General features: G+C 68.3%; 22 protein-coding genes and 1 pseudogene. 7 read left to right on the top strand and 16 right to left on the bottom strand.

The window, feature by feature from the left end; all coding sequences use genetic code 11:
• Positions 1-84 precede the first annotated feature (84 nt).
• Positions 85-504, bottom strand: a complete 420-nt coding sequence (locus tag AB0K11_RS02745; RefSeq protein WP_364971937.1) for a DUF3499 domain-containing protein — start codon at positions 502-504, stop codon at positions 85-87.
• 132 nt (positions 505-636) lie between these two features.
• Between AB0K11_RS02745 and AB0K11_RS02750 the strand changes: the two genes are divergently transcribed.
• Positions 637-1,059, top strand: coding sequence for a metallopeptidase family protein (locus AB0K11_RS02750; protein WP_364973658.1), 423 nt, complete (start codon positions 637-639; stop codon positions 1,057-1,059).
• Positions 1,060-1,083: 24 nt separating this feature from the next.
• Here AB0K11_RS02750 and AB0K11_RS02755 read toward each other — a convergent pair whose 3' ends face one another.
• Entirely contained in the window at positions 1,084-1,350 is a 267-nt protein-coding gene (locus AB0K11_RS02755) for a WhiB family transcriptional regulator (protein WP_364973661.1), read from the bottom strand.
• 447 nt (positions 1,351-1,797) lie between these two features.
• Between AB0K11_RS02755 and cofD the strand changes: the two genes are divergently transcribed.
• From cofD to AB0K11_RS02770, 3 genes are read left to right on the top strand one after another with little or no spacing between them, the layout of a single operon-like run.
• Positions 1,798-2,796 carry a 2-phospho-L-lactate transferase gene (gene cofD / locus AB0K11_RS02760; RefSeq protein WP_364971939.1) on the top strand — a complete coding sequence of 333 codons (999 nt, stop codon included), beginning with the start codon at positions 1,798-1,800 and terminating at the stop codon, positions 2,794-2,796.
• Entirely contained in the window at positions 2,793-4,133 is a 1,341-nt protein-coding gene (locus tag AB0K11_RS02765; RefSeq protein WP_364971941.1) for a coenzyme F420-0:L-glutamate ligase, read from the top strand. The genes cofD and AB0K11_RS02765 overlap by 4 nt, the downstream gene beginning before the upstream one ends.
• Entirely contained in the window at positions 4,130-4,681 is a 552-nt protein-coding gene (locus tag AB0K11_RS02770) for an NUDIX hydrolase (protein WP_364971942.1), read from the top strand. The genes AB0K11_RS02765 and AB0K11_RS02770 overlap by 4 nt, the downstream gene beginning before the upstream one ends.
• A gap of 44 nt (positions 4,682-4,725) precedes the next feature.
• On the opposite strand, the gene AB0K11_RS02775 is transcribed toward AB0K11_RS02770, so the two are convergent.
• The 3 genes from AB0K11_RS02775 to rfbD are packed head-to-tail and all read right to left on the bottom strand — an operon-like array spanning position 4,726 to position 7,596.
• On the bottom strand, positions 4,726-5,805 hold the full coding sequence (locus AB0K11_RS02775) for an NDP-sugar synthase (protein WP_364973663.1): 1,080 nt from the start codon (positions 5,803-5,805) through the stop codon (positions 4,726-4,728).
• Between the two features lie 13 nt (positions 5,806-5,818).
• Complete coding sequence (locus AB0K11_RS02780) at positions 5,819-6,703, bottom strand: glycosyltransferase family 2 protein (RefSeq protein WP_364971944.1); 885 nt, start codon at positions 6,701-6,703, stop codon at positions 5,819-5,821.
• A gap of 38 nt (positions 6,704-6,741) precedes the next feature.
• On the bottom strand, positions 6,742-7,596 hold the full coding sequence (rfbD, locus tag AB0K11_RS02785) for a dTDP-4-dehydrorhamnose reductase (RefSeq protein WP_364971945.1): 855 nt from the start codon (positions 7,594-7,596) through the stop codon (positions 6,742-6,744).
• A gap of 79 nt (positions 7,597-7,675) precedes the next feature.
• On the opposite strand from rfbD, the gene AB0K11_RS02790 reads away from it, so the two are divergent.
• Both AB0K11_RS02790 and AB0K11_RS02795 read left to right on the top strand, forming a co-directional pair.
• Positions 7,676-9,157, top strand: a complete 1,482-nt coding sequence (locus AB0K11_RS02790; RefSeq protein ID WP_364971946.1) for an LCP family protein — start codon at positions 7,676-7,678, stop codon at positions 9,155-9,157.
• A 1-nt stretch (position 9,158) separates the two neighbouring features.
• Entirely contained in the window at positions 9,159-9,863 is a 705-nt protein-coding gene (locus AB0K11_RS02795; RefSeq protein ID WP_364971947.1) for a TIGR03089 family protein, read from the top strand.
• 8 nt (positions 9,864-9,871) lie between these two features.
• Here AB0K11_RS02795 and AB0K11_RS02800 read toward each other — a convergent pair whose 3' ends face one another.
• The 10 genes and pseudogenes from AB0K11_RS02800 to AB0K11_RS02845 form a co-directional block, all read right to left on the bottom strand.
• Positions 9,872-11,014: an acyl-CoA dehydrogenase gene (locus AB0K11_RS02800; RefSeq protein WP_364971948.1), complete on the bottom strand. Its 1,143-nt coding sequence runs from the start codon at positions 11,012-11,014 to the stop codon at positions 9,872-9,874.
• A gap of 16 nt (positions 11,015-11,030) precedes the next feature.
• Positions 11,031-12,427, bottom strand: a pseudogene (locus AB0K11_RS02805) (NAD(P)/FAD-dependent oxidoreductase).
• 16 nt (positions 12,428-12,443) lie between these two features.
• Positions 12,444-13,139: a transporter gene (locus AB0K11_RS02810; protein ID WP_364971950.1), complete on the bottom strand. Its 696-nt coding sequence runs from the start codon at positions 13,137-13,139 to the stop codon at positions 12,444-12,446.
• A gap of 43 nt (positions 13,140-13,182) precedes the next feature.
• Entirely contained in the window at positions 13,183-14,481 is a 1,299-nt protein-coding gene (locus AB0K11_RS02815; protein WP_364971951.1) for an FAD-binding oxidoreductase, read from the bottom strand.
• The gene (locus AB0K11_RS02820; RefSeq protein WP_364971953.1) at positions 14,472-14,861 is read right to left on the bottom strand and encodes a hotdog domain-containing protein; all 390 of its coding nucleotides are present in this window, start codon (positions 14,859-14,861) and stop codon (positions 14,472-14,474) included. Before AB0K11_RS02820 ends, AB0K11_RS02815 begins: the two co-directional genes overlap by 10 nt.
• Positions 14,858-16,522, bottom strand: a complete 1,665-nt coding sequence (locus AB0K11_RS02825; protein WP_364971954.1) for an NAD(P)/FAD-dependent oxidoreductase — start codon at positions 16,520-16,522, stop codon at positions 14,858-14,860. The genes AB0K11_RS02820 and AB0K11_RS02825 overlap by 4 nt, the downstream gene beginning before the upstream one ends.
• A 29-nt stretch (positions 16,523-16,551) precedes the next feature.
• On the bottom strand, positions 16,552-18,009 hold the full coding sequence (locus AB0K11_RS02830; RefSeq protein ID WP_364971955.1) for an aldehyde dehydrogenase: 1,458 nt from the start codon (positions 18,007-18,009) through the stop codon (positions 16,552-16,554).
• 41 nt (positions 18,010-18,050) lie between these two features.
• The gene (locus tag AB0K11_RS02835) at positions 18,051-19,145 is read right to left on the bottom strand and encodes a Zn-dependent alcohol dehydrogenase (protein WP_364971956.1); all 1,095 of its coding nucleotides are present in this window, start codon (positions 19,143-19,145) and stop codon (positions 18,051-18,053) included.
• On the bottom strand, positions 19,142-19,939 hold the full coding sequence (locus tag AB0K11_RS02840; protein ID WP_364971958.1) for an enoyl-CoA hydratase/isomerase family protein: 798 nt from the start codon (positions 19,937-19,939) through the stop codon (positions 19,142-19,144). Before AB0K11_RS02840 ends, AB0K11_RS02835 begins: the two co-directional genes overlap by 4 nt.
• Positions 19,936-21,453 (bottom strand): AMP-binding protein, encoded by a 1,518-nt coding sequence (locus tag AB0K11_RS02845; protein WP_364971959.1) that lies wholly within the window; start codon positions 21,451-21,453, stop codon positions 19,936-19,938. Before AB0K11_RS02845 ends, AB0K11_RS02840 begins: the two co-directional genes overlap by 4 nt.
• Positions 21,454-21,822: 369 nt before the next feature.
• Between AB0K11_RS02845 and AB0K11_RS02850 the strand changes: the two genes are divergently transcribed.
• Entirely contained in the window at positions 21,823-22,506 is a 684-nt protein-coding gene (locus AB0K11_RS02850) for a TetR/AcrR family transcriptional regulator (RefSeq protein WP_364973665.1), read from the top strand.
• 14 nt (positions 22,507-22,520) lie between these two features.
• Here the strand turns inward: AB0K11_RS02850 and AB0K11_RS02855 are convergent, their stop codons facing one another.
• A complete protein-coding gene (locus AB0K11_RS02855; protein ID WP_364971961.1) occupies positions 22,521-23,255 on the bottom strand; it encodes a gamma-glutamyl-gamma-aminobutyrate hydrolase family protein in 735 nt (244 codons plus the stop codon).
• Positions 23,256-23,264 lie beyond the last annotated feature (9 nt).

Genomic DNA, 23,264 nt, shown 5'->3' on the forward strand with positions numbered 1-23,264 from the left:
CTGCGCCAGCCTAGCCGTCGGGGGATGACGGATCAGCGGCTATCGCCGGGCTCGTCGCTCCGCCGGCAGCCGCTGGGTTCGGGGCTACTCGCCGGGGTCCGGCAACACCCGCAGGTGGCCGCGCCGACGCCCGGTCGAATCGGGCCGGCGGGCGGGTGGCGCCATCAACGCACCGCCTGCGACCCCGGTGGACGGATCGGAGAAACCGGCCACCACACCGTTCATCGGCGCTGCCACCTCACGCCCCTCGCGCACCGCGTCGGCCAGGGCGACCAGGTCGTCCTCGTCGGGATGGGTGGGCAGCGGGCCTGCGTGGCGAACCAGCTCCCAGCCCCGCGGTGCGGTGATCCGGCTGGCGTGGCCGACGCACAAGTCCCAGGAATGCGGCTCGCTCACGGTGGCCAGCGGCCCGACCACGGCGGTGGAGTCCGAGTACACGAAGGTCAGCGTCGCCACAGCATAGTGAGGGCACCCGGGCCGGCAGCAGCGACGGGGAACGTTCACGATCGAGAGGCTATCGCGCACCGCCGCCCCGCGGCACCGGACACGCGCAGCATCGGGGCGGCCGATCTCGAACCGTTACGATCGGTGACCGTGGCCGAACGGAATCGCTGGCGAGCACGCCGCGGCCGGGAGATGCGCGGCCCGCTGCTGCCGCCGTCGGTGCCGGGTTGGCGCAGCCGCGCCGAGCGATTCGACATGGCGGTGCTGGAGGCCTACGAGCCGATCGAGCGGCGCTGGGCCGACCGGGTGTCCACACTCGACGTCGCGGTGGACGAGATCCCACGGATATCACCGAAGGATCCCGAGAGTGTTCAGTGGCCGCCGGAGGTGGTGGCCGACGGGCCGATTGCACTGGCGAGGTTGATACCCGCCGGCGTCGATGTCCGGGGAAACTCCACCCGGGCGCGAATCGTGTTGTTCCGCAAGCCGATCGAGCGCCGGGCCAAAGACACCGACGAACTCGCCGAGCTGCTGCATGAGGTGCTGGTGGCGCAGGTGGCCACATTCCTGGGCGTCGAACCCACTGTCATCGACCCGACGATCGAGGACGAGTGAGGCCCGTCGCGGGCCAGGTCGGTACTAGATGATGCCGCGCTTGAGGCGGCGGCGTTCGCGTTCGGAGAGGCCGCCCCAGATGCCGAACCGCTCGTCGTGGGCCAGTGCGTAGTCGAGGCACTCGTCGCGCACCTCGCAGCCCAGGCAGATCCGCTTGGCTTCGCGGGTCGAGCCACCCTTCTCCGGGAAGAACGCTTCGGGGTCGGTCTGCGCGCACAGCGCGCGCTCCTGCCACTGATCCTCGGTAGTTGCCGGATCAACTTCCCATTCGTCGGCCTGGTCGGGGACCAGGCTCAATTGCGGCCGGCTTGCGGCCGCCGTCGGCGCCTGCATGATATCGATCTGCGGCATGCTGCCGACAGCGCCGAGCAGCCGGTTGTCGAACCGGACCACTCGATCGAAATCGCTACTCTCAAAGGACATTTCCCGCCTCCTCACTCGGTGTCGTAGATACACTGGGAGCCCCACGATGGCAATGTGCGACCAATTCAATTCGAACAAGTGATCGAATCTCGGTCTGCGACACCGATTTCGGCCGGCCAACCGGGAATGACACTGATGTGATTAGACACGCGTTAGCTGCCGGGGTCAAGCGCTGGAACAGAAATTCATACCATCCCGTGACCGGCATACGGCGCGCCGTGACGTCGGCGTGTCTCGTTTGTGATCTTGGTCGTTCGCACCGCGGGCCACGGGCGGTCGCGGCGACGGCAGCGGGAGCGCCTAATCTCGATCGATGTGAAGGTCACCGTACTGGTCGGCGGAGTCGGCGGCGCGCGCTTCCTGCTCGGTGTGCAGCATCTGCTGGGACTCGGGCAGTTCGCCACCGGCGAGCCCTCCGGACATGAACTGACCGCCGTGGTCAACGTCGGCGACGACGCCTGGATGCACGGCGTGCGGATCTGTCCCGACCTCGACACCTGCATGTACACCCTGGGCGGCGGCATCGACCCCGAGAGGGGCTGGGGTCACCGCGACGAAACGTGGCATGCGAAGGAGGAACTGGCGGCCTACGGCGTGCAACCCGACTGGTTCGGGCTCGGCGACCGGGATCTGGCCACCCACCTGGTGCGCAGCCAGATGCTGCGCGCCGGCTACCCGCTCTCTCAGGTCACCGAGGCGCTGTGCGTGCGATGGGCGCCGGGCGCGCGGCTACTGCCGGTGAGCGACGACCGCAGCGAGACCCACGTCGTGATCACCGACCCCGGCCCGGGTGAGGCGGCAGGCGAGCGGCGCGCGATCCACTTCCAGGAATGGTGGGTGCGTTACCGGGCGAATGTGGAGACGCACAGTTTCGCCTTCGTCGGCGCCGACGCGGCCACCGCGGCCCCCGGCGTCACCGACGCGATCGCCGATGCAGACGTGGTGCTGCTCGCGCCGTCGAACCCGGTGGTCAGCATCGGACCGATCCTCGCCGTCGGAGGCATCCGCGCCGCCCTGCGCTCGACGCAGGCCAAGGTGATCGGCTACTCCCCGATCATCGCCGGAAAGCCGTTGCGCGGCATGGCCGACCGCTGCCTCTCGGTGATCGGCGTCGAGTCCACCTCCGAAGCCGTCGGTAGACACTTCGGCGCGCGCTCGGGTGTCGGCCTGCTCGACGGCTGGCTGGTGCACACCGGCGACGACGCCGCGATCGAGGGCGTCGACGTGCGGGCCGTTCCCCTGCTGATGACCGACCCGGCCACCACCGCCGACATGGTGCGCGCCGCCCTCGACCTGGCCGGGCTGACGCTGTGACCGAGCACGGATCCGCCGCCGCGGTCGAGCTTCTGCCGGTGCCCGGGCTGCCGGAGTTCCGCACCGGGGACGACCTCGCCGCCGCACTCGCGGCGGCGGCGCCGTGGCTGCGCGACGGCGACGTCGTGGTGGTCACCAGCAAGGTGGTGTCCAAGTGCGAGGGCCGCATCGTCGCCGCGCCTGCCGACCCGGACGAACGGGATGCCCTGCGCCGCAAGCTCATCGACGATGAAGCCGTACGGGTACTGGCCCGCAAGGGCAAGACGCTGATCACCGAGAACGCCATCGGCCTGATCCAGGCGGCGGCCGGGGTCGACGGCTCCAACGTCGGCTCGACGGAACTCGCCCTGCTGCCCGTCGACCCGGACGGCAGCGCGGCGGCCCTGCGGTCCGGAATCGCCGACCGGCTCGGGGTGCGCGTCGCCGTGGTCATCACCGACACCATGGGACGCGCCTGGCGCAACGGCCAGACCGACGCGGCGATCGGCGCAGCGGGACTGACCGTGCTGCACGGCTACGCCGGGGCGCGCGACGTGCACGGCAACGAACTGCTCGTCACCGAGGTGGCCGTCGCCGACGAGATCGCGGCGGCGGCGGATCTGGTGAAGGGGAAGCTGACCGGCATCCCCGTCGCGGTGGTGCGCGGGCTGGCCCTGCCCGACGACGGGTCGACCGCACACGACCTGCTGCGGCCCGGCGAGGACGACCTGTTCTGGCTGGGCACCGAGGAGGCGATGCACCTCGGCCGCACCCAGGCCCAGCTGCTGCGCCGATCGGTCCGGCAGTTCAGCGCCGACGCGGTCGAGCCCGAGCTGATCGAGGCGTCGGTCGCCGAGGCGCTCACCGCCCCCGCGCCGCACCACACCCGGCCGGTGCGTTTCCTGTGGCTGCAGGACGCCGACACCCGCCGCCGCGTGCTGGACCGGATGCGGGACCGCTGGCGTGCCGACCTGACCGGCGACGGGATGCCCGCCGACGCCGTCGAGCGGCGCGTCGCCCGCGGACAGATCCTCTACGACGCGCCGGAACTGGTGATCCCGTTCGTGGTGCCCGACGGCGCGCACGACTACCCGGACGCGCAGCGCACGGCCGCCGAGCGCACCATGTTCACCGTCGCCGCCGGCGCCGCGGTGCAGGCCTTGCTGGTCGCCCTCGCGGTACGCGGTGTGGGCAGCTGCTGGATCGGCTCCACCATTTTCGCCGCCGACCTGGTGCGCCACGAGCTCGAGGTGCCCGACGACTGGGAACCGTTGGGCGCCATCGCCATCGGATACGCCGCCGAACCGGCGGGCCCCCGCCCGCCTGCGTCCGTCGACGGGCTGCTGGTGCGCCGGTGACGGTGCACGCCTCGGCGGTCGACGTGCTCGCCGGGTGGGAGGCACCGGACCCCGCCCAGGACAGCCTGCGGCACGCGGTGCTGGCCTTCCTGGCCGCCAGGCCCGACGCCTGTGAGCGGTCCTGCGCGCCCGGCCACATCACCGCCTCGGCGCTCGTCGTCGATCACACCGGCACCCGGACGCTGCTCACCCTGCACCCGCGGGTGGGCCGGTGGCTGCAGCTCGGCGGGCACTGCGAGGACGGCGACGCCGACATCGTCGCCGCGGCGCTGCGTGAGGCGACCGAGGAGTCCGGGGTCGCGGGCCTGTCCATCGACCCGTCGTTGGCCGCCCTGCACGTGCACCCGGTGACCTGCTCGCTGGGCGTGCCGACCCGTCACCTCGACATGCAGTTCGTCGTGCACGCGCCGCGCGACGCCGAGATCGCGGTCAGCCGCGAGTCACTCGACTTGCGCTGGTGGCCACTCGACGCGCTGCCCGACGGCACCGACTTCGGCCTGGCGCAACTGGCGGCGGCCGCGTTGCGCCGGAACGGCGTTCCCGGCTAGCAAACGCACGCCTTGATGACCGGGAATGCAGTTCCGCGGGGAAGTCAGACGTCGGTGGAGTAGCGCAGGCCGCCGTCGGGAATGGCCACGCCGGGCCACACCCGCGCGCCGCGCAGCAGTTCGCAACGGGCGCCGATGTCGGCGCCGTCGCCGATCACCGCGTCCCGGATGAGTGCGCGGGGCCCGATCCGGACACCGAAGCCGAGGATCGACCGCTCGACCACCGATCCGGCCTCGACCCGGACACCGTCGAAGATCACCGCACCGTCCAGCCGGGCGCCCGCCCCGATCTCGGCGCCCCGACCGACCACCGTGCCGCCGATCAGCAGCGCGCCGGGCGCCACCGCGGCGCCGTCGTGCACCAGCGATTCGCCCCGGTGACCGCCCAGCGCCGGCGACGGCGCGATGCCGCGCACCAGGTCGGCAGACCCGCGCACGAAGTCCTCGGGTGTGCCCATGTCCCGCCAGTAGGTCGCGTCGACGTAGCCGCACACCTTCAGCCCGTCGGACAGCAGCGCGGGGAACACCTCGCGCTCCACCGACAGCGCGCGCCCAGCGGGGATCCGCTGCTCGATCACCTCGCGCCGGAACACGTAGCACCCGGCGTTGATCTGATCGGTCGGCGGATCCTGCGTCTTCTCCAGGAAGGCCGTCACGACGCCGTCGGTGTCGGTGGGCACACACCCGAAGGCCCGCGGATCACCGACGCGCACCAGGTGCAGCGTGACGTCGGCTTCCCGCTCGGCGTGGGAGTTCAGCAGCGCGCCCAGGTCCGCGCCCGACAGCACGTCGCCGTTGAACACCATCGCGGTGTCGTGGCGCAGCTTGCCCGCGACGTTGGCGATGCCGCCACCGGTGCCCAGCGGCTCGGCCTCGGTGACGTAGTCGATCTGCAGGCCGAGCTCGGAGCCGTCACCGAACTCCGCCTCGAACACCTTGGCCTTGTAGGAGGTACCCAGCACCACGTGCTCGACACCGGCTGCGGCGATGCGCGACAGCAGGTGGGTCAGGAAGGGCAGGCCTGCCGTCGGCAGCATCGGCTTGGGCGCCGAGAGCGTCAGCGGTCGCAGCCGGGTGCCCTGGCCGCCCACCAGGACGACCGCGTCCACCTCGGCCGGGTTCAGCGGATTCGCCACGCTAGTGCCCTTTCCCTCGCCGCGACTTCCTGACCACCAATCCTGCGCGCACGGCGAGGGCTCCCCGGAACGCCCCGCGCAACGGGGCCTGCCACCACCTCGGGTATCGGTCAGCGAGGAAAGTGTAGGTGCTGCGATGATGTGCGGCCAAGTTGCGGGCCGGGTCGCGGCCGGTGGAATGACCCTTGTGGTGCAACACCTCCGCCGACGGCACGTACACGTTCTGCCAGCCCGCCTTCGAGAGGCGATCACCCAGGTCGACGTCCTCCATGTACATGAAGTAGCGCTCGTCGAAGCCCGACACATCGTCGAAGGCGGACCTGCGCAGCAACAGGCACGCCCCGGACAACCAGCCGACGACGCGTTCGCTGGGCTCCTGGCGATCCTGCCGGTAGGCCGCCGTCCACGGGTTCGACTTCCAGAACGGGCCGACCACCGCATGCATGCCGCCGCGGACGATGCTCGGCTGATGCCGCGCCGACGGATAGACCGTGCCGTCCGGATCGTTGATCAGCGGTCCGAGCGCGCCTGCCCGCGGCCACCTTGCCGCCGCGTCGAGCAGGGTGTCGATCGAGTGCGGACCCCACTGCACGTCGGGATTGGCGACGACGAAGAACTCCGGGTCGCGCGACGGGTCGGCGTCGCGCAGGTACTCGGAGACGGCGCGGTTCACCGCGCTGCCGTAACCGAGGTTGCCGCCGGTGCGCAGCAGGCGTGTGTTCGGATACCGCTGCAGCGCCTCCTCGGGCGACCCGTCGGTCGAACCGTTGTCCGACATCACCACCGTGACCGGGCGATCCGTCGCGTGCGCCAGCGACGCCAGGAACCGGTCGAGGTGCGGGCCCGGTGAATACGTCACCGTCACCACCACCAGTTCGTCACCCACGTGACATCACCATCACGGCGTAGAGGGTAACCGGGCGCTCAGGGTGCCTCGTTCAGCGCGCTGGTCAGCGCCTCCCGCCACGGCCGCAGCGGTGTCAGTCCGGCCTGCGCGGACCGCACGGCGGACAGGGCGCTGTAGGCCGGCCGGGGCGCGGGCCGCGGGTGCCGTTCGGTGCCGACGGGACGGACCCGCTCCGGATCCGCGCCGACGATCTCGAACACCGCCCGCGCCTGATCGAAGCGGCTGGCCTGGCCGCCGTTCGCCGCGTGCAGCACCGGTGCGTCCACGGTCCCGCCCGCGACGTGCAGCAGCGCCGCGGCCAGGTCGCCCGCGTAGGTCGGGGTCCCGACCTGGTCGGCCACCACGTCGACGGTGCTGTCGCCGTCCGCCATGCGCCGCATCACGGCGACGAAGTCGGCGCCGCCCGCCGCTCCGCGGTAGACCCACGCGGTGCGGACCACGTGCGCGGACGGCAGCGCCTCGAGCACGGCGTGCTCCCCCGCCAGCTTCGTGCGGCCGTAGACACTCAGCGGGCCGGTCTCGTCATCGATCTCGTAGGGCTCGAGGCGGTCGCCGCCGAAGACGTAGTCGGTGGAGACGTGTACCAGGCCGGCGCCTGCGGCCGCGCACGCCCGGGCGACGTGGCCGGGAGCGACGGCGTTGACCTCGTGGGCGCGCTCGGGCTCGGACTCCGCGGCGTCCACCTTGGTGTAGGCCGCGCAGTTGATCACCACGTCGCCGGCCCGTACGACGCGCTCGGCCGCGGCGGGATCGGTGATGTCCCATTCGGCGGAGGTCAGCGCCGCCACATCGTGCCCCTGCCGCCTGGCGTGAGCTGCGAGAACAGCGCCCAGGAGGCCGGCGGCCCCGGTGATCACGATGCGCTGGGTCATGGCGGCGAGTCTGACACGGCGACTGGCACGCCGACGAGCGCTACCCCGTTGGAGCGCCACTCGCAAGTAACCTGGGCTGATGCCCGCCCGTGTGCTTCGTGCTGTCGCCGTGACCACCGCGCTGGCGGTGGTGCTGGGGACGGGTGTGGCGTGGAGCCGGATCCGGTCGTTCGAGTCGGGCATCAACCACATCAGCTCGGCCACTCTGGGCGGCGGCGGCGAGGACGGCGCCATCGACGTGCTGCTGGTGGGCTCGGACAGCCGTACCGACGCCCACGGCAACCCACTGTCGGCCGATGAGCTCGCCACGCTGCGGGCGGGTGACGACGTCGCGACCAACACCGACACGATCATCTTGATCCGCATTCCCAACAGCGGCGAGTCGGCCACCGCGATCTCGATCCCCCGCGACTCCTACGTCGAGACGCCGGGGATGTACAAGACCAAGATCAACGGCGTCTACGGCGAGGCCAGGTTCGACACGCTCAAGCAGCTCGTCGAGGTCGAGGGGATGGATCCGGCGCAGGCCGAGAAGCAGGCCGTCGAAGACGGTCGCGAGGCGCTGATCAAGACCGTCGCCAACCTCACCGGTGTCACCGTCGACCACTACGCCGAGATCGGGCTGCTCGGCTTCTCGTTGATCACCGACGCCCTCGGCGGCGTCGATGTGTGCCTCAAAGACGCTGTCTACGAGCCCCTTTCAGGGGCCGACTTCCCCGCCGGGTGGCAGAAGCTCAACGGCCCGCAGGCACTGAGCTTCGTGCGGCAGCGCCACGACCTGCCGCGAGGCGACCTCGACCGGGTGACCCGCCAGCAGGCGGTGATGGCGTCGCTCGCCCACCAGGTGATCTCCGGCAAGACGCTGTCCAGCCCCGCCACGCTGAGCCGGCTCGAAGCCGCGGTGCAGCGCTCGGTGGTGCTCTCCGACGGCTGGGACATCATGGATTTCGTCGACCAGCTGCAGAAGCTGGCGGCGGGCAACGTCGCGTTCGCCACCATCCCCGTGCTGCGCGAGGACGGCTGGAGCGACGACGGTATGCAGAGCGTCGTGCGGGTGGACCCGGTCCAGGTGCAGGAGTGGGTGTCGAGCCTGCTGCACGAGCAGGACGAGGGAAAGACCGAGGAGCTGGCGTACACGCCGAGCAAGACCACCGCTGAGGTGGTCAACGCGACCGACATCAACGGGCTGGCGGCCGCCGTCTCGGGGGTGTTGGCGGACAAGGGATTCACGCCCGGGCCCACCGGGAACCACGAGCAGGGCGTCCAGGTGACCGGCAGCCAGGTGCAGGCCGCTGAGGCCGACGACCTCGGCGCGCAGGCCGTCGCCAAGGACCTCGGCGGGCTGCCGGTCGTCGAGGACGCCTCGGTGCCGTCCGGCGCGGTGCGCGTGGTGCTGGCCGGCGACTACACCGGCCCCGGTTCGGGTCTGGACGGCGCCGATCCCGCCCTGCTGGCCGCCGACCCGACGGCCACCGGCTCGACCGACGAGTCGACCGGGGCGCCTCCGCCGCCTGCGCCGGTGATCACCGCGGGCTCCGACGACCCGGAGTGCGTCAACTGACATGACCACCGTGTCCGGTGCGTTGCTCGACCCGCTGCTGACGGCGGACCCCGTCGGGCCGCGCATCACCTACTACGACGACGCCACCGGCGAGCGCATCGAGCTGTCCGCGGTGACCCTGGCCAACTGGGCGGCCAAGACCGCCAATCTGTTGCGCGACGAGATGGGCGCCGGACCGGGCAGCCGGGTGGCGGTGCTGCTGCCCGCCCACTGGCAGACTGCGGCGGTGCTGTTCGGTGTGTGGTGGATCGGCGCCGAGGTGGTGCTCGACGGGGAGGCCGATGTCGCGCTGTGCACCCTCGACCGGCTGCCCGAGGCGGACGACGCGGTCGGCGTCGGCGAGATCGCCGTGCTGTCACTGGATCCGTTCGGCAAGCCGGTTCCCGACCTGCCCGTCGGCATCACCGACTACGCCACCGCGGTGCGCGTGCACGGCGACCAGATCATTCCGGCACGCGTTCCGGGCCCGGCACTGGCCGGCCGGTCAGCCGACGACGTGGTCACCGCGGCCCGCGAATCCGCTACCGCACAAGGTCTCACGGCCACCGACCGGGTGCTGTCGACCCACGGGTGGCAGACCGCCGACGACCTCGTCGACCACCTGCTCGCGGTGTTCGCCGCCGGCGGGTCGCTGGTTCAGGTGACGAACGCCGAAGCCGCGCAACTGCCGCGCCGCCGCGAGATGGAGAAGGTCACCCGCGGCTAGGGCGGCGTTTACTTCAGTAGGGCGCGTGACATCACGACGCGCTGGATCTGGTTGGTGCCCTCGTAGATCTGGGTGATCTTGGCGTCGCGCATCATCCGCTCCACCGGGAAGTCGATGGTGTAGCCGGCGCCGCCGAACAACTGCACGGCATCGGTGGTGACCTCCATCGCGACATCGGAGGCGAAGCACTTCGACGCCGCGGAGATGAAGCCAAGCGCCGGCTCGCCGCGCTCGGCGCGGGCCGCGGCGCTGTAGACCATCAGCCGGGCGGCCTCGACCTTCATCGCCATGTCGGCGAGCATGAACTGCACACCCTGGTTGTCACTCACCGGGCGGCCGAACTGCTTGCGGTCCTTGGTGTAGGCGATCGCGGCGTCCAGTGCGCCCTGCGCGATGCCGACGGCCTGCGCGCCGATCGTCGGACGGGTGTGGTCGAGGGTGGCCAGGGCGGTCTTGAAGCCGGTGCCCGGCTCGCCGATGATCCGGTCACCGGGGATGCGGCAGTTCTCGAAGTACAGCTCGGTGGTGGGCGAGCCCTTGATGCCGAGCTTCTTCTCCTTGGGCCCGACGCTGAAGCCCTCGTCGTCGAGGTGCACCACGAACGCCGAGATGCCGTTGGCGCCCTTGTCCGGGTCGGTCACCGCCATCACGGTGTACCAGTCGGACTTGCCGCCGTTGGTGATCCACGCCTTGGTGCCGTTGAGGATCCAGTCCTCGCCGTCGGCCTTCGCGCGGGTCCGCATGCCCGCCGCGTCACTGCCGGCTTCGCGCTCCGAGAGCGCATACGACGCCATCGCCCCGTCGACGAGGTCGGAGAGCACCTTCTTCTTGAGATCCTCCGAGCCGCGCAGGATCAGCCCCATCGTGCCGAGCTTGTTCACCGCCGGGATCAGCGACGCCGACGCATCGACACGGGCGACCTCCTCGATCACGATGCACGCCGCCACCGAGTCCGCACCCTGACCGCCGTACTCCTCGGGCACGTGCACGGCGTTGAAACCCGAGGCGTTCAACGCCTGCAGAGCCTCCTCGGGGAAGCGCGACTGCTCGTCGACCTCCGCGGCGTGCGGCGCGATCTCCTTCTCGGCGAGCGCACGGATCGCGCTGCGCAACTCCTGATGTTCCTCAGGCAACTGAAACACGTCGAACATTTATCTCCTTGGGCCGTCATCGAGCAGGGGTCGTGGTTGAAGTGTTGGGTCCTCGAGGTCGGCTCAGGCTCGCCAAGACAGCATTGGCCGCTCGCTCGCCCGAGGCGGCTGCGTCGGCGAGTGAAGGCAGATCGAGTTGATAGTCGCCGGCGAGGAAGACGGATCCGAGCGGATCACGCAAAGTCGGAAGCGAGTGTCGCTGCCCTGGCGCCCAGAAGGGCACGACCCGATGGTGCCGCCGCACCATGCCCTCGTGCAGTTTCCCTTCCAACTCGGGGAACACGATGAGCAAGTCCTTCGCGAACTGCGACACGATGTCTGCATCGGGCAGGTCGAGCAACGCATCAGCATGGGCGCCGCCGGCGAAGCAGGCCAGTGCTCCACCCGACTTGCGATCGTCGCCGCGCCGCATCGCCGCGGCGTGGTTGAAGATCGCCTGAAAGGCCAATTGGGGAGTCGAGACGCCGAAGTAGTCGTCCCAGCGTTGCCGCCCGACTTCGTCGGTGAAGAAGCCCACGATCACGTAGCGGCCGTAAGCGATGTCGTTGAGAGCGTTTCGGTGCTTTTGCGGGAGATCTCGGACCATCCGTTCGGTGATGTCGGCGGGTGTGGTCACGATCGCGCGCTTCGCCCGCAGCCGCACGGGTTGGTCAGCAGCGTGATATTCGACCACGATGCCGTCGCCGTCCTGCCGTACCGAGTTCACCGTCGCGTTCAGCCGGATCCGTTCGCCGAGATCCCGGACGAGGACGTCGGTCAAAGTTTGATTGCCACCGACGGGCAGTGAGAAGTTCAGAATTCTCTCTGGGTCGGCCAGCGCGAGGCCCACCGACATGACGAATTGCAGGGCGGCCGTCTCCTCCGGTTCGCATCCCATCCACTGCGCTGACCATGACCGGACGACGGCGGTGGCCAACGCTGATCGGACGCCTTTGAGTAGGTAGGACGCGGGTTTGGCGTCGAGGTGTCTCGCACACGTTGCGCGAGGCCGCTCTGGGACTCCAGAAATGGCATGGCCGCGAGGATGCGTGTACCGACGATGGCCATCCCGAGTCGGTCCATCATCGTCATCCGTGTGCGGAGCAGGAGCCGAAGGGGATTCGACGTATCGACGACCTCACCATTGACGTACAGCGCGACGCTCTTGTCCGCGAGCGATCCTATCTCGATGCCGTGCCGATCGAGGGCATCGATAAGTGGGCCGGTGCCTTCGGTGAACTGAGTGCCCACGTTGACCCAGTAGTCACCGTCTCGGACGGTCTCGACGCGTCCTCCCGCGCGGTCACTGGACTCGAGGACAACGACGTCGGCTCGGGGCGCCAGCGTGGTCGCGGCCATCAACCCGGCCATTCCGGCACCGACGACGACGACGTCAGTGGCCTGTTCGTGCTTCGCATGCGATGTCGATGTCATCTTCCGACTCTCGGGCTCAGGCCGTTGCGTGAGTGCTGCCGCTGGCGGTTCGGGCATCTACTCGCTTGTTGTGCGCGTCGAATACTTGGTAGGCGCGGTAGTACGCGAACATCTGCAGGCCCCACGTCGACAGCGCAAAGATGTAGAAGATCGTGTGCTCGGCGTCGTCGCCGGGAATGTGGACGAAGTCGTAGGTCGCTGCGATGACGAAGCCGCAGGCCGTTGCGGCGGCCGACCACACGGCATGCTTGCGCTCGCCGATGTTCCACAGGCGCTTGACGAAATAGATCAAGAACATCGTGGTGAGCACGTTGACCACGATGTAGAAGATCTTGCCGGAAGTGCCGATCTCGTCCGCGAATTGGCTGAGCAGGAAGCCCACCACTGCGGCGAGGGCGAACGCTGCGATATCCACCGCCACGGGCGGCTTGTACCGGTGGGTGACCTTCATCAATCCGAGCACCAGGATCAGCGTGATGCCGATCGACCGGGAGAAGGCGTCCAGGAAGTAGGCAAGGCCGTACATCGGGCTGTCGTGTCCCGCTTTGAGCAGGCCGTATATCAAGAAGTTCGTTCCTGAGGTTGCGACGATGATCCACTCGATGCCGAGCAGGTAGTTCTTGTGCGTTCGGATGAACTTCACTCCGTAGGTGAATCCGACGGCGATCATCCAGATGTCCGCGACCGCGAACAGCAGTTCCCTGATCGACACTTTCTCTCCTTGGATGGTGACACCAGCCGACTGGCGCCGATGGTCAGTTCGTGAGGGCTGCCAGCCGGTCCGATGCGCGGTCGGCGAGCCATCCCGCGTACAGCGCGGGACTGCTGACGAAGCCGCGCCGAAATCGCCTGCGGCCTTGCCAGATCGCCGCCAGGTCCTCGTGTAACGGCGCGCCACCGACGTGGTCGGCCAGCAGACGGCCCACGTACTGCGCTTGGGCGAACCCGTGGCCGTTGCAGGCCAGCGAGTACAGCACGTTGTCCGACGCTTCGCCCGCGACGGGCAGCCAGCTGGAGCTCATGCCGATCCAGCCGCCCCAGGCTTGCCGCGCCTTCACGTCGCGCAATCCGGGAAAGCGTTGGTGGAACCCCCGAACCAGATCGTCAGCGATGGTTCGCGCGGGCATGCGGTCGGGTAGTGGGTTGCGGCCGACCTGTAGCCGGCGCGTGCCGAATACGATGGTGTTCCAAGGGGTGAGGCGGTAGCTCTCGAGGATCATGTGCAGTGTGACGAGGGGGGCGCGGCTGGTCCAACCGATCTCGTCGAGTCGCTCGGGTGCGATGCGTTCGGTCTCGACCAGCGACGTCCACACGGGGCTGGCGAGATGCTTGGGCGCTATCGACAGCCCGTTGCTGTCGGCGTTGGTGGTCAGCAGCGCCTTGCGTGCCTTGACCATCCCGCTCGGGGTGTCGACGGTGACTCCGTCGCCGGTGTCGGTGACGTCGCGGGCGGAGGTGAATTCGTGAACGCGCACTCCGGCGGCGATCGTCGCGGCTCGCAGTCCGAGAACGAATTCGCCCGGGTTGAGTGTGCCGCCGACTTTCTCGCGTACCCCGCCGAGGAAGCCCTCGGGTAGCCCGGCCGCAGCGCCTTCGACGAATTCGGCTGACGATCCAGCGCGTGCCACGACTTTGGCGATGCGGCGTGCGTGCCTGAGCTGTCCGTTGGATACGGCGGCCATCACGATGCCCTCCCGTCGGTAGCCGCAGTCGATGTGGTGACCCGCGATGGCGTGCTCGGCGAAGTGCACCGCGTTCTCGGCGAACCGATACAGGTTGCGCAGCCGCTCACGCCTGAGCAGGAATCCCAGCAGCTCGGGATCTGCGGCGATCGAGTTGGTGATGTATCCGGCGTTGCGGGAGGTGGCGCCGCTGCCGAGGGTTTTCGCCTCGAGCAGCACCACGTCTGCGCCGGCCTCGGCGAGGCGGAGAGCGGCCGTCATGCCGCCTCCACCGCCTCCGATCACCACCACGTCGCAGTCGACGCCGCCGGTCAGTGGCGCTTCGACCGTGGCGGGTTGCTCCGCCCAACCGGTGTCCGACATCAGCTCCATGGCAGCTCGTCCGTTGCCTGCGCGGGAATGACCGCGGTCCCGCGAGCGCGCGCCGCGATCAAGGGTGGGCTCAATACCTCAGCGCGGCCGGTGTCGTCGGAGCCGCGGCAGACGACACGGAGCTCGAAATCAACGGTGCGACTGCGGTTTCCCTTTCGCACAAGGGTGGCCTCGGCTTCGACGACGTCGCCGCCGCGGACCGGGGCGAGGAACTCGACGGACGAGTAGCCGGCGAACAGACCCTCATGGCCGTCCAGCTCGATCGACAGGTCCGTGCCGACATCGCCGAAGAGCTTCAAGGAGTATGCGCCGTCGACCAGGTTGCCGGCGTAGTGCGCGTCGGAGAAAGCGACGTACCGCCGGTGGACCGCTCTGCTCATGAGATCTCCTCGTGGATCGGTCCCAGGGTGCGGGACTGCGCTTCGCCATCGATCTCGACGCCGGGGTAACCGCGCTTGGCGATCTCGGTGCACATACGGCGGTATTTGCCGACGCCGCCGACGTAACCCATGAAAGTGTTGGGTTTTCCCGCGACGTTGGAGCCGCGGTACCAGGAGTCGGTCGTGGCGAACAGCGTGGGGGCGACCGTGCGCTCGGTGATGTCCACCCACTCGTCTTGGGCCGCGGCGGTGGCTTCGATCACCGTGGCGCCGGCGTCGCGCGCATGTTCTAGCAGATCGGCGATCCAGTCGACGGCCTGCTCGATCGTCACCACCACGTTGCTCACCAGCGCGGGGCTCAGCGGACCGCCGACCATGAAGAAGTTGGGGAAGTCCGCGGCCATGATTCCGAGGTAGGACCGGATGCCGTCGCGCCAGGCGTCCTGCAGCTTCGCGCCGGATGCACCGGTGAGGTTGAGCCCGTAGAGGGGGCCGGTGAAGGCGTCGAACCCGATGGCCAGCACCACGGCGTCCACCTCGTAGCTGGCTTTGGAGGTGATGATCGCGTCGTCGGTCATCGTCTCGATCGGCTCGTCACGCAGTGACACCAATGAAACGTTCGGCCGGTTGTATGTCTCGTAGTAGTCGGTGCCGAAGACGCTGCGCTTGGCGCCCAGCGGGTGGTACTTCGGCACCAGCAGCTCGGCGGTGGCTGGGTCTTCGACGATCTGGCGAATCTTGTCGTGGATGAACTCGGACGCGGTCCGGTTTGCCTCGGGGTCGACGAGCAGGTCGGCGAATTCGGCGCCGACACCCTGGAACCCGCTGCGCTCGTACGCCTGCTCGTACCGCCGTCTGCGTTCCTCATCCGAGACGTCGAACGCATTGTCGGTGACGGGGCGATCGGGGATGCCTCCAGGTGAGTGTCTGCACTCCTCACGGATCGCCACATAATCGTCCTTGACGGCGTCGACCTGCTTCGGTGAGAGTTCGGCGTTGCGAGCAGGCATGACGTAGTTCGGGGTGCGCTGGAAGACCGTGAGGTGGTCGGCGACCTCGGCGATCAGCGGGATGGCCTGTACGCCGGACGATCCGGTCCCGATCACGGCGACGCGCTTGCCCGCGAGGTCGTCGAGCGAGGTGTTCCAGCGGCTGGTCGACACCTGCAGGCCGGCGAAATTCTGCAGGCCCGGCACATCGAAGTCCTTGGGGGTGGACAGACCGCCGGCGCCCGAGATCAGATAGCGGCTGCGCCGGCTGGCGCCGTTGTCCAGTTGCACCTCCCACAGCCGGTCGGTGGCGTTCCACGTCGCGGCGACCACACGGGTGTTGAAGGTGAAATGCCTGCGCAGGTCGAAGCGGTCGGCGACGTGTTCGATGTAGCGCAGAATCTCGGCTTGCGGCGCGAACCGCTGACTCCATGTCCATTCCTGCTGAAGCGTCTCGTCGAACGAGTAGGAGTAGTAGATGCTTTCGACGTCGCAGCGTGCGCCCGGGTAGGTGTTCCAGAACCAGGTGCCGCCGACGTTTGGCCCGGCTTCGAAGCCGGCGAAGGACCAGCCGGAGCTGGTGAGCCGGTGGCACAGGTAGAGGCCGGTGAAGCCAGCTCCGACGCCGATGACGTCGACGACTCCGGAATGTGCAGTGGAGGTGGAATGCATGGCGTTCGCCGCTTTCGTTGAGAGACGGTTTACAGGGGAAGGTCGGGTGAGTCGACGCCGACGACGCGATCGCCGCAGAACACCCGTACGCACTCGCCTGGGGCGTGCCCGCCGATTCCCGCGGCGCCCCAGAAGCTCTGTGCCGATCCATCGGCCAAATCCGCGATGTTGGCGCCGTTGACGCGCACCTCACCCGAGTGCAGCCGCGATCCGACGGTGATCGCGCGATCGGTGTCTCGGCTGAAGACGTACGCGTCGAGACCTGACGGATTGGCGTTGGCGGTTCGCAGGGCGTCCTCGTCGGACTCCACCGCGTGCAGGCTGATGAGCGGTCCGAACAGCTCGGCTGTGGCCATCGAGGCGTCGATTCCCGACGCGACGGTGGGTGAGAGGAAGAAACCCTGCATGTCGGGGAGTTTCGCGCGTTGGTGGATGGTGGCACCGCTCGCGCGAAGCCCGTCGATGCGGCTCTGCAGCGTGGCGAAATGAGGGGCATTCGAGATGGGGCCGAGTTCGCTGTTCTCGTCGAGCGAGTGCCCGACTTCGATCTGGGCGATGCGGTCGAGCAGCGCATCGAGCAGCGGTCCCAGCAAGGCTTTGTGTGCCAGCACCTTTCCGGGTCCCTCGCACCATTGACCGTTGAGCTTGGTCATCCCGTCGAGGATCCCGTCGGCGGCCACGTCGATGTCGGCGTCGTCCAGAACGAGGGCGGGGTTGTTGCCGCCGAGTTCCAGTTGGAGCACCTTGAAGTCGTCGGCGGCCGCTCGGGCGATCGCTCGCCCCGCGGTCGGGCCGCCGGTGAAGGAGACGATCTTCACCCGGGGGTCACCGGTGAGCGCGGCTCCCACGTCGCCCGCGCCGTGGACGAGCTGCAGGGCACCGTCAGGTAATCCTGCTTCGACGAAGCTGTCAACGATTATCTGGGCGCTGCTCGGCGCGTGTTCGGACGGTTTGAGAATGACGGGGCACCCGGCGGCGAGTGCGCTGACCAACTTCGCGGCGGGGATGAAACTCGGTCCGTTCCAGGGGGTGAGGATGGCCGCGGGCCCCCACGGAACCTTGTACAGCCGCACATCGCGGCCGCCGGCACGCAGCGTGGTGCAGCGCGGGATGGTGCGCAGGTCAGCTGCCGTAGAGCGGATGCGATGCGGCAGGAACTGCGCGATCATCCGGGCCTTCGCGATCGGGACACCACTGGTGAGGGCATCGGTGCGGGCGATGTCTTCGATCCGGTTGTCGATGATGTCGGCTGCGCGGTCAATGACAGCGGCGCGTTCTTCGCTCGCCGCGTCGTCCCAGCGGTCGAAGCCGTAGGACCGCTCAGCATGGCGCAGCGCGCGCTCCACGTCGGCCGGACAGGTGGTGACCGAGCGGTGTACGGGCCTGCCGGTGTTCGGGTCGAGGTTCCAGGCGTCAGGGACCGTCGCGCATTTGCACCACTGGCCGGCGATGTAGTTGATCGGCTGCGCAATCGGAAGATTCGGCATGTGCGTTTCCTTCCTGCCCGGGAAAGACGGGTGTGATGGGATCAGACGGTGAGGTCGGCGACGATGCGGGTGACCCCGCCGGACTTCATCGCCTCGAAGCCCTTTTCGATGTCGTGGAACGGGATGATGTCGGTGATCATCTCGTCGAGCAGGAGGCGTCCCTGCAGGTACAGGCGGGCGAATTGCGTGATGTCCTCGCGTGCTTGGCCCGAACCCATGTACGAGCCGATGAGACGCTTCTCCCCGAAGAAGAAGTCCGATGCCGGCAGGGTCAGGTCGGTGCCGTCGGGCGCGATCCCGACCAGGCATGCGGTGCCCGTGGCGCGCAGGACGGACAGCGCGGTGGCAGCCGTGTGTGCTGATCCCACGGCCTCGAACGCGTAGTCCACGCCGTCGCCGAGCAGCTCGGCGATTTCGGTCGCGACATCGGCCGCGCCGTTCACGGCGTGGGTGGCACCGTACATGCGTGCCGCCGCGAGTCGGGTGTCATCGAGGTCCACCGCAACGATTGCCGAGGCACCAGCGAGTCGCGCACCTTGGATGATGGCCGAACCGACACCGCCGCAACCGATCACGGCAACAGAGGCGCCCGGGCGCACCCGGGCGCCGCGAAAGACCGCCCCGACCCCGGTGACGATGCAGCACGAGAGCAGGCATCCCACCTCGAGACTCACCTCGGCGGGCATCTTCACCAGCGAGTTCTCCCGCATGAGAGTGTGGCGGGAGAACGCCCCGACGTCGCCGAGGCGCTCGACGACCTGGCCGCCGGGCATTTCGAAAGCGGGCCGTGGCCGCTGCCTGATCCGGGCTACCCGCTGGCATTGGGTCGAATGGCCGCCCTGGCAGTTGCGGCACAGTCCGCACGAGGGTGTGAGGGCGCCGACGACGCGGTCACCCGGAGCCAACGAGGTGACCGCGGAGCCGACGGACTCCACAACGCCCGCGATCTCGTGCCCGACCACCACGGGCAGGTCGGCCTGCACGGTGCCGGTCATGTAGTGCAGGTCGCTGTGGCACAGACCCACATGGGAGACCGTGATGCGAACTTCGTCCGGCTCGGGGTCGTCGACCTGGATTTCGGTGAATTCCAGTGGTTCGTTCACCGCGGTGAGCAGCGCGGCTTCGGTGGTGATCATCTTCGTCTCCGATCTGGATTGCCTTGTGCGTACGGCGAAGGCGCGGGGTCCTTTGAAGTCCAGAAGTCCGAGATGCCGTCGATGAAGGCGCCGGAGGCCCATGACTGGCGGGCGGCGTCGTCTTCGCGGGCGAAAGCGGCCTCGATGTCTTCGAGCCGCGGCCGCAGCAGGCTCAGGTGCAGTGCGGTGATTCGGGCATCGCAGTTCCAGTCCCGTGCCACCGCGACTGCGCGGTGCACCAGCGTCTCCGGGGTGGTGATCTCGTCGAGCAGTCCGATCCGCATTGCCTCGTCCGCGTCGATGCAGATCGAGCCCATGATGATTCGCATCGCGTGGTTACGCACGAGACGGGTCATCAGGAGGCTCGAGGCGTTGGAGATGATGATCCCGCGGTGGTTCTCCGGCTGGAAGTACTGGGTTGCCGGGCAGCCGATCCTGCTGTCGCAGGCGAGTGTGACCTCCGAGGCGCCACCGACGGCGATCCCGTTCACGGCGGCGATGACGGGGATCGCCGTCTCGAGGATCGCGCGGGTGATGTCGTTGAAGGTCGTCACGGCCGACCGGAGTTCGTCGTAGGTGGTCGGTAGCGTCTGCAGATCCTCTCCGGCGGAAAAGGCTCTTCCGGTGCCCGTGAGCACGATCCCGCGGACGAGTTCACCCGTGCCGAATCGGCGGATGTTCTCGGCGAGCAACACTCGGGTGGTCACGTCCAGCGCATTCAACTTCGCTGGGCGGTTGAGCCTGATCACCGCGACGTCATTGCGGATGCTCACATCCAGATGGTTGTCAGTCATGGACGGCTCCCGGAGATGTCCCGGCGTGGCGGCTTCAGGTCGTAGGTGGTGCCGGGCTGCTCGGCAGAGCGTGCCTTCAGCGCCGGCTTGGAGATCCGCTCGGACGCGGTCCGCGGAAAGTCCGGGACGAACTCGATGAAGCGCGGAATCTTGAAGCCCGCGAGCTTGTCTCGGAGGTCATGCACGACTCGCTGCGCGGCCGTGCCGCTGCGCTCGATCCCGGGGGCCAGTTGTACGTAGGCTTTGACCTCCTCGCCGAACAGCTCGTCTGGCACGCCGATGACCGCGGCCGCGACGACGCTGTCATCGCTTTCCAGTGCGCGTTCGACCTCGGCGCCGGCGATGTTCTCCCCACCGCGGCGGATCATGTCCTTGATCCGCCCCACCAGGCGGTAGCTGCCCGCGTCCCGGACGGCGAGGTCGCCGGTGTGCAGCCAACCGTCGCGCAGCACTTGCGCTGTCGTTTCAGGCTGATTCCAGTAGCCCAGCATCATCGGCGTGCCCGAGGTGATCAGTTCGCCGGGCTCGCCATCGGCGACGTCATGGCCCTGCGGGTCGACGACCCGAACCCGTTTGGTGGGTAATGGCTGCCCCAGTCGACCGCTGCCGACGTCCGCGACGCTCTCGGGCAGGCTGATCAGGTCGACCCCGCTTTCAGTCATCCCGTACACCTCCCGCCACGGCGCCCCCCACCGCTGCTCGAGCTGTGCGTGCAGGTCGGCGGGGATGGCCGAGCAGAGCACCATGCGCAGGCTGTTGTCGCGATCCCTCGGAGTGGGTGGCTGCTTGAACAGCAGGGTCGGCATGGAGCCGAGCACATAGCAGAAGGTGGCCCGGTTACTGCGGACATCGGCCATGAAGCCCGAGGCGGAGAACCGCGGAAGCACCACCAGCGACGCACCGATCGTGAGGCACAGCGCGGTGTTCCACTGCGGATCCATGTAGGAGAACGGCTGGGAGGTGAGGGCGACGTCGTCGGGTCCGAGCCGCGTCGCATTCGCACAGACCCAGGCCACCCGAATCCAGTAGTCGTGCGTCAACATGCATGCTTTCGGGAATCCCGTTGTCCCTGAGGTGTACTGGAGGTTCGCCAGGGTATGACCGGTGATGGCGCACGCTGGCGAGGTCTCCGGGAAACGTGTGAGCTCGTCGGGATGGGCGGCGTCGACGATCCGGATGTCGGCGAGGGCAGTGTTCTCTGCGCGAACGTCTTCGACGAGGCGGGTATGTGCGGTGTCTGTGATCATCACGCGCGCGCCGGAATCGGCCAGCACGAATGCCAGATCGGACCGCTGATAGGACGAGTTCACCGGGACCACGACGCCGCCGGCCTTGAGGATCGCCAACCAGGAGACCGGCCACTGCACGACGTTCGGCAGCATGATGGCGATTCGGTCACCGGCGTGGACACCGTCCTCGGTGACAAGCCGCTGCGCCAGACGCGAGGTCCAACAGTCGATCTCGCCGAACGTCCACGCTCGATCCGCGAATCGGAGGAACTCGCGGTCGGGCATGCGGACGGCTCGGTCCTGCAGGAGTCCGACGAGGGTTTCGAAGGGTGGGTCCATGGCCATCCGGTCATGGGCAGTCGCACCTTCCAAGTCGACCGATTCCAGGTGGGTCATGTCGTCCCCTCGAAGTGTTCTCACATGTCGGTCGCGGGCTACCGCCGGCCGCAATGTGCGTTGGAGCGGGGTGGCTGGCGCGCAGGCCCCGCAAACGCTGTAGACCGACCATAACCAAAGTTGGTCATATGATCAAGCCGTATGACCAACTTAAGGAGGGAGCCGAGATCTGAATACGCTAACCGTGCACAAAGACCCAGCTGGTAGGCTTGCCGTTGACTTGGTCGATTGTGCAGAAAGAAGGGAGAGGGGACACTCATGGCTCGACTTCCCGCCGCCCAGCGGCGTGCCGACCTGGTGACTGCCGCCGTCCGCATGATCGCCGCTCATGGAGTTGACGGCGCAACCACGCGTCGCATCGCGGAGGAAGCGAACGCACCGCTTGCCACGCTGCACTACTGCTTCGCCACCAAGGAGGCGCTGTTCGCCGCCGTTTTCGAATACGTAGCCGGCCAATACCGAGACGTGTTGGTGGGCAACGATGTCCACGGTGACGTGGAAACATGCGCACGCGCTCTGTTGCGTGGCGTCATGGAGTGGTACCTGGCGAACCTGGACCTCGGCGCAGCGATCGTGGAACTGATCAGCTGGGCAAGACGACAAGAGGACAAGCAGGCCGAGATGGTTTACACGGAAGCGTTCGTGACCATGCGGTCGATTTTCGAGTCCGCTGCCGCCGGATCGGGCCGGACCATCGACCCTGACACTGTCGAGGCGTTGACCTATATGGTGTCGACGTTGTCCGACGGCTTCGCCCTGAACTGGCTGGTGTTCACCGACCGCGCAGCTGCTCGCCGGCAGATGGAGCTCTCTGTGAGCGCGCTCGACGCCTGGATGGCCGCTCATCTCGGCTCCGAGTCCTCGACGCGGGCGCCCGCCTCCTCCAACCCATCGTCGGCAGGAGACCTGCGGTCGCTGGTGTCCTGGGTGAGCGTCGACTGACGCGGGGCCTCCGCTCAGATCCGATTTTGGGCTTGGGTGACGACCCAGCTCAGCGCCGGATCGTCGTGCTCCATCCACTCGGGGTGCCACTGCACGCCGAGCACCGGTGAACCGGGCAATTCGACGGCTTCGACGACGCCGTCGGCGGTGCGTCCCGTGACGACGAGGCCGGTGCCGCAGCGCTCGACCGCCTGGTGGTGCCACGAGTTGGTCACCGCGCTGGCGCCGAAGATTCGTTCTGCGATCGACCCGGGCTCGAACGTCACCTTGTGATCGTCGGCACCGTCGGTGAGCGGAGGGGAAGCCGAGAGGTGCTCGACGGAACCCGGCGGCAGATGGGGGATCAACGTGCCGCCCAGCGCGACGTTGAGGACCTGCAGCCCGCGGCACACTCCGAGAACCGGGATGCGCCGGCCGAGCGCAGCGCGTACGAGCGCGAGTTCGAACTGGTCGCGTTCGGCATCGTGGACCATCGGATCGCTGCGCGGATCCACGTTGCGGACCACCGACGAGTCGCCACCCCAGCACGCGGGGTGAACATCCTGACCACCCGTGATCACCATCCCGGACATCCAGTGGCACAGTGCCTCGGGATCGGCATTGTAAGGCAGGTTCACCGGAACCCCGCCGGCTCTGGCGATTCGCTCCGCGAAGTCGCTCATGAAGGTGTCGGCGAGAAGGTGGCCGTAACGACTGTCCAGCCCCTCGACCAGCCCGAGGCGCACCCGCCGGCCGGTGATGCCGATCATCGGCCGGAC

It is taken from the genome of Mycobacterium sp. NPDC050551, from assembly GCF_040674075.1.
Taxonomy (GTDB): Bacteria; Actinomycetota; Actinomycetes; order Mycobacteriales; family Mycobacteriaceae; genus Mycobacterium.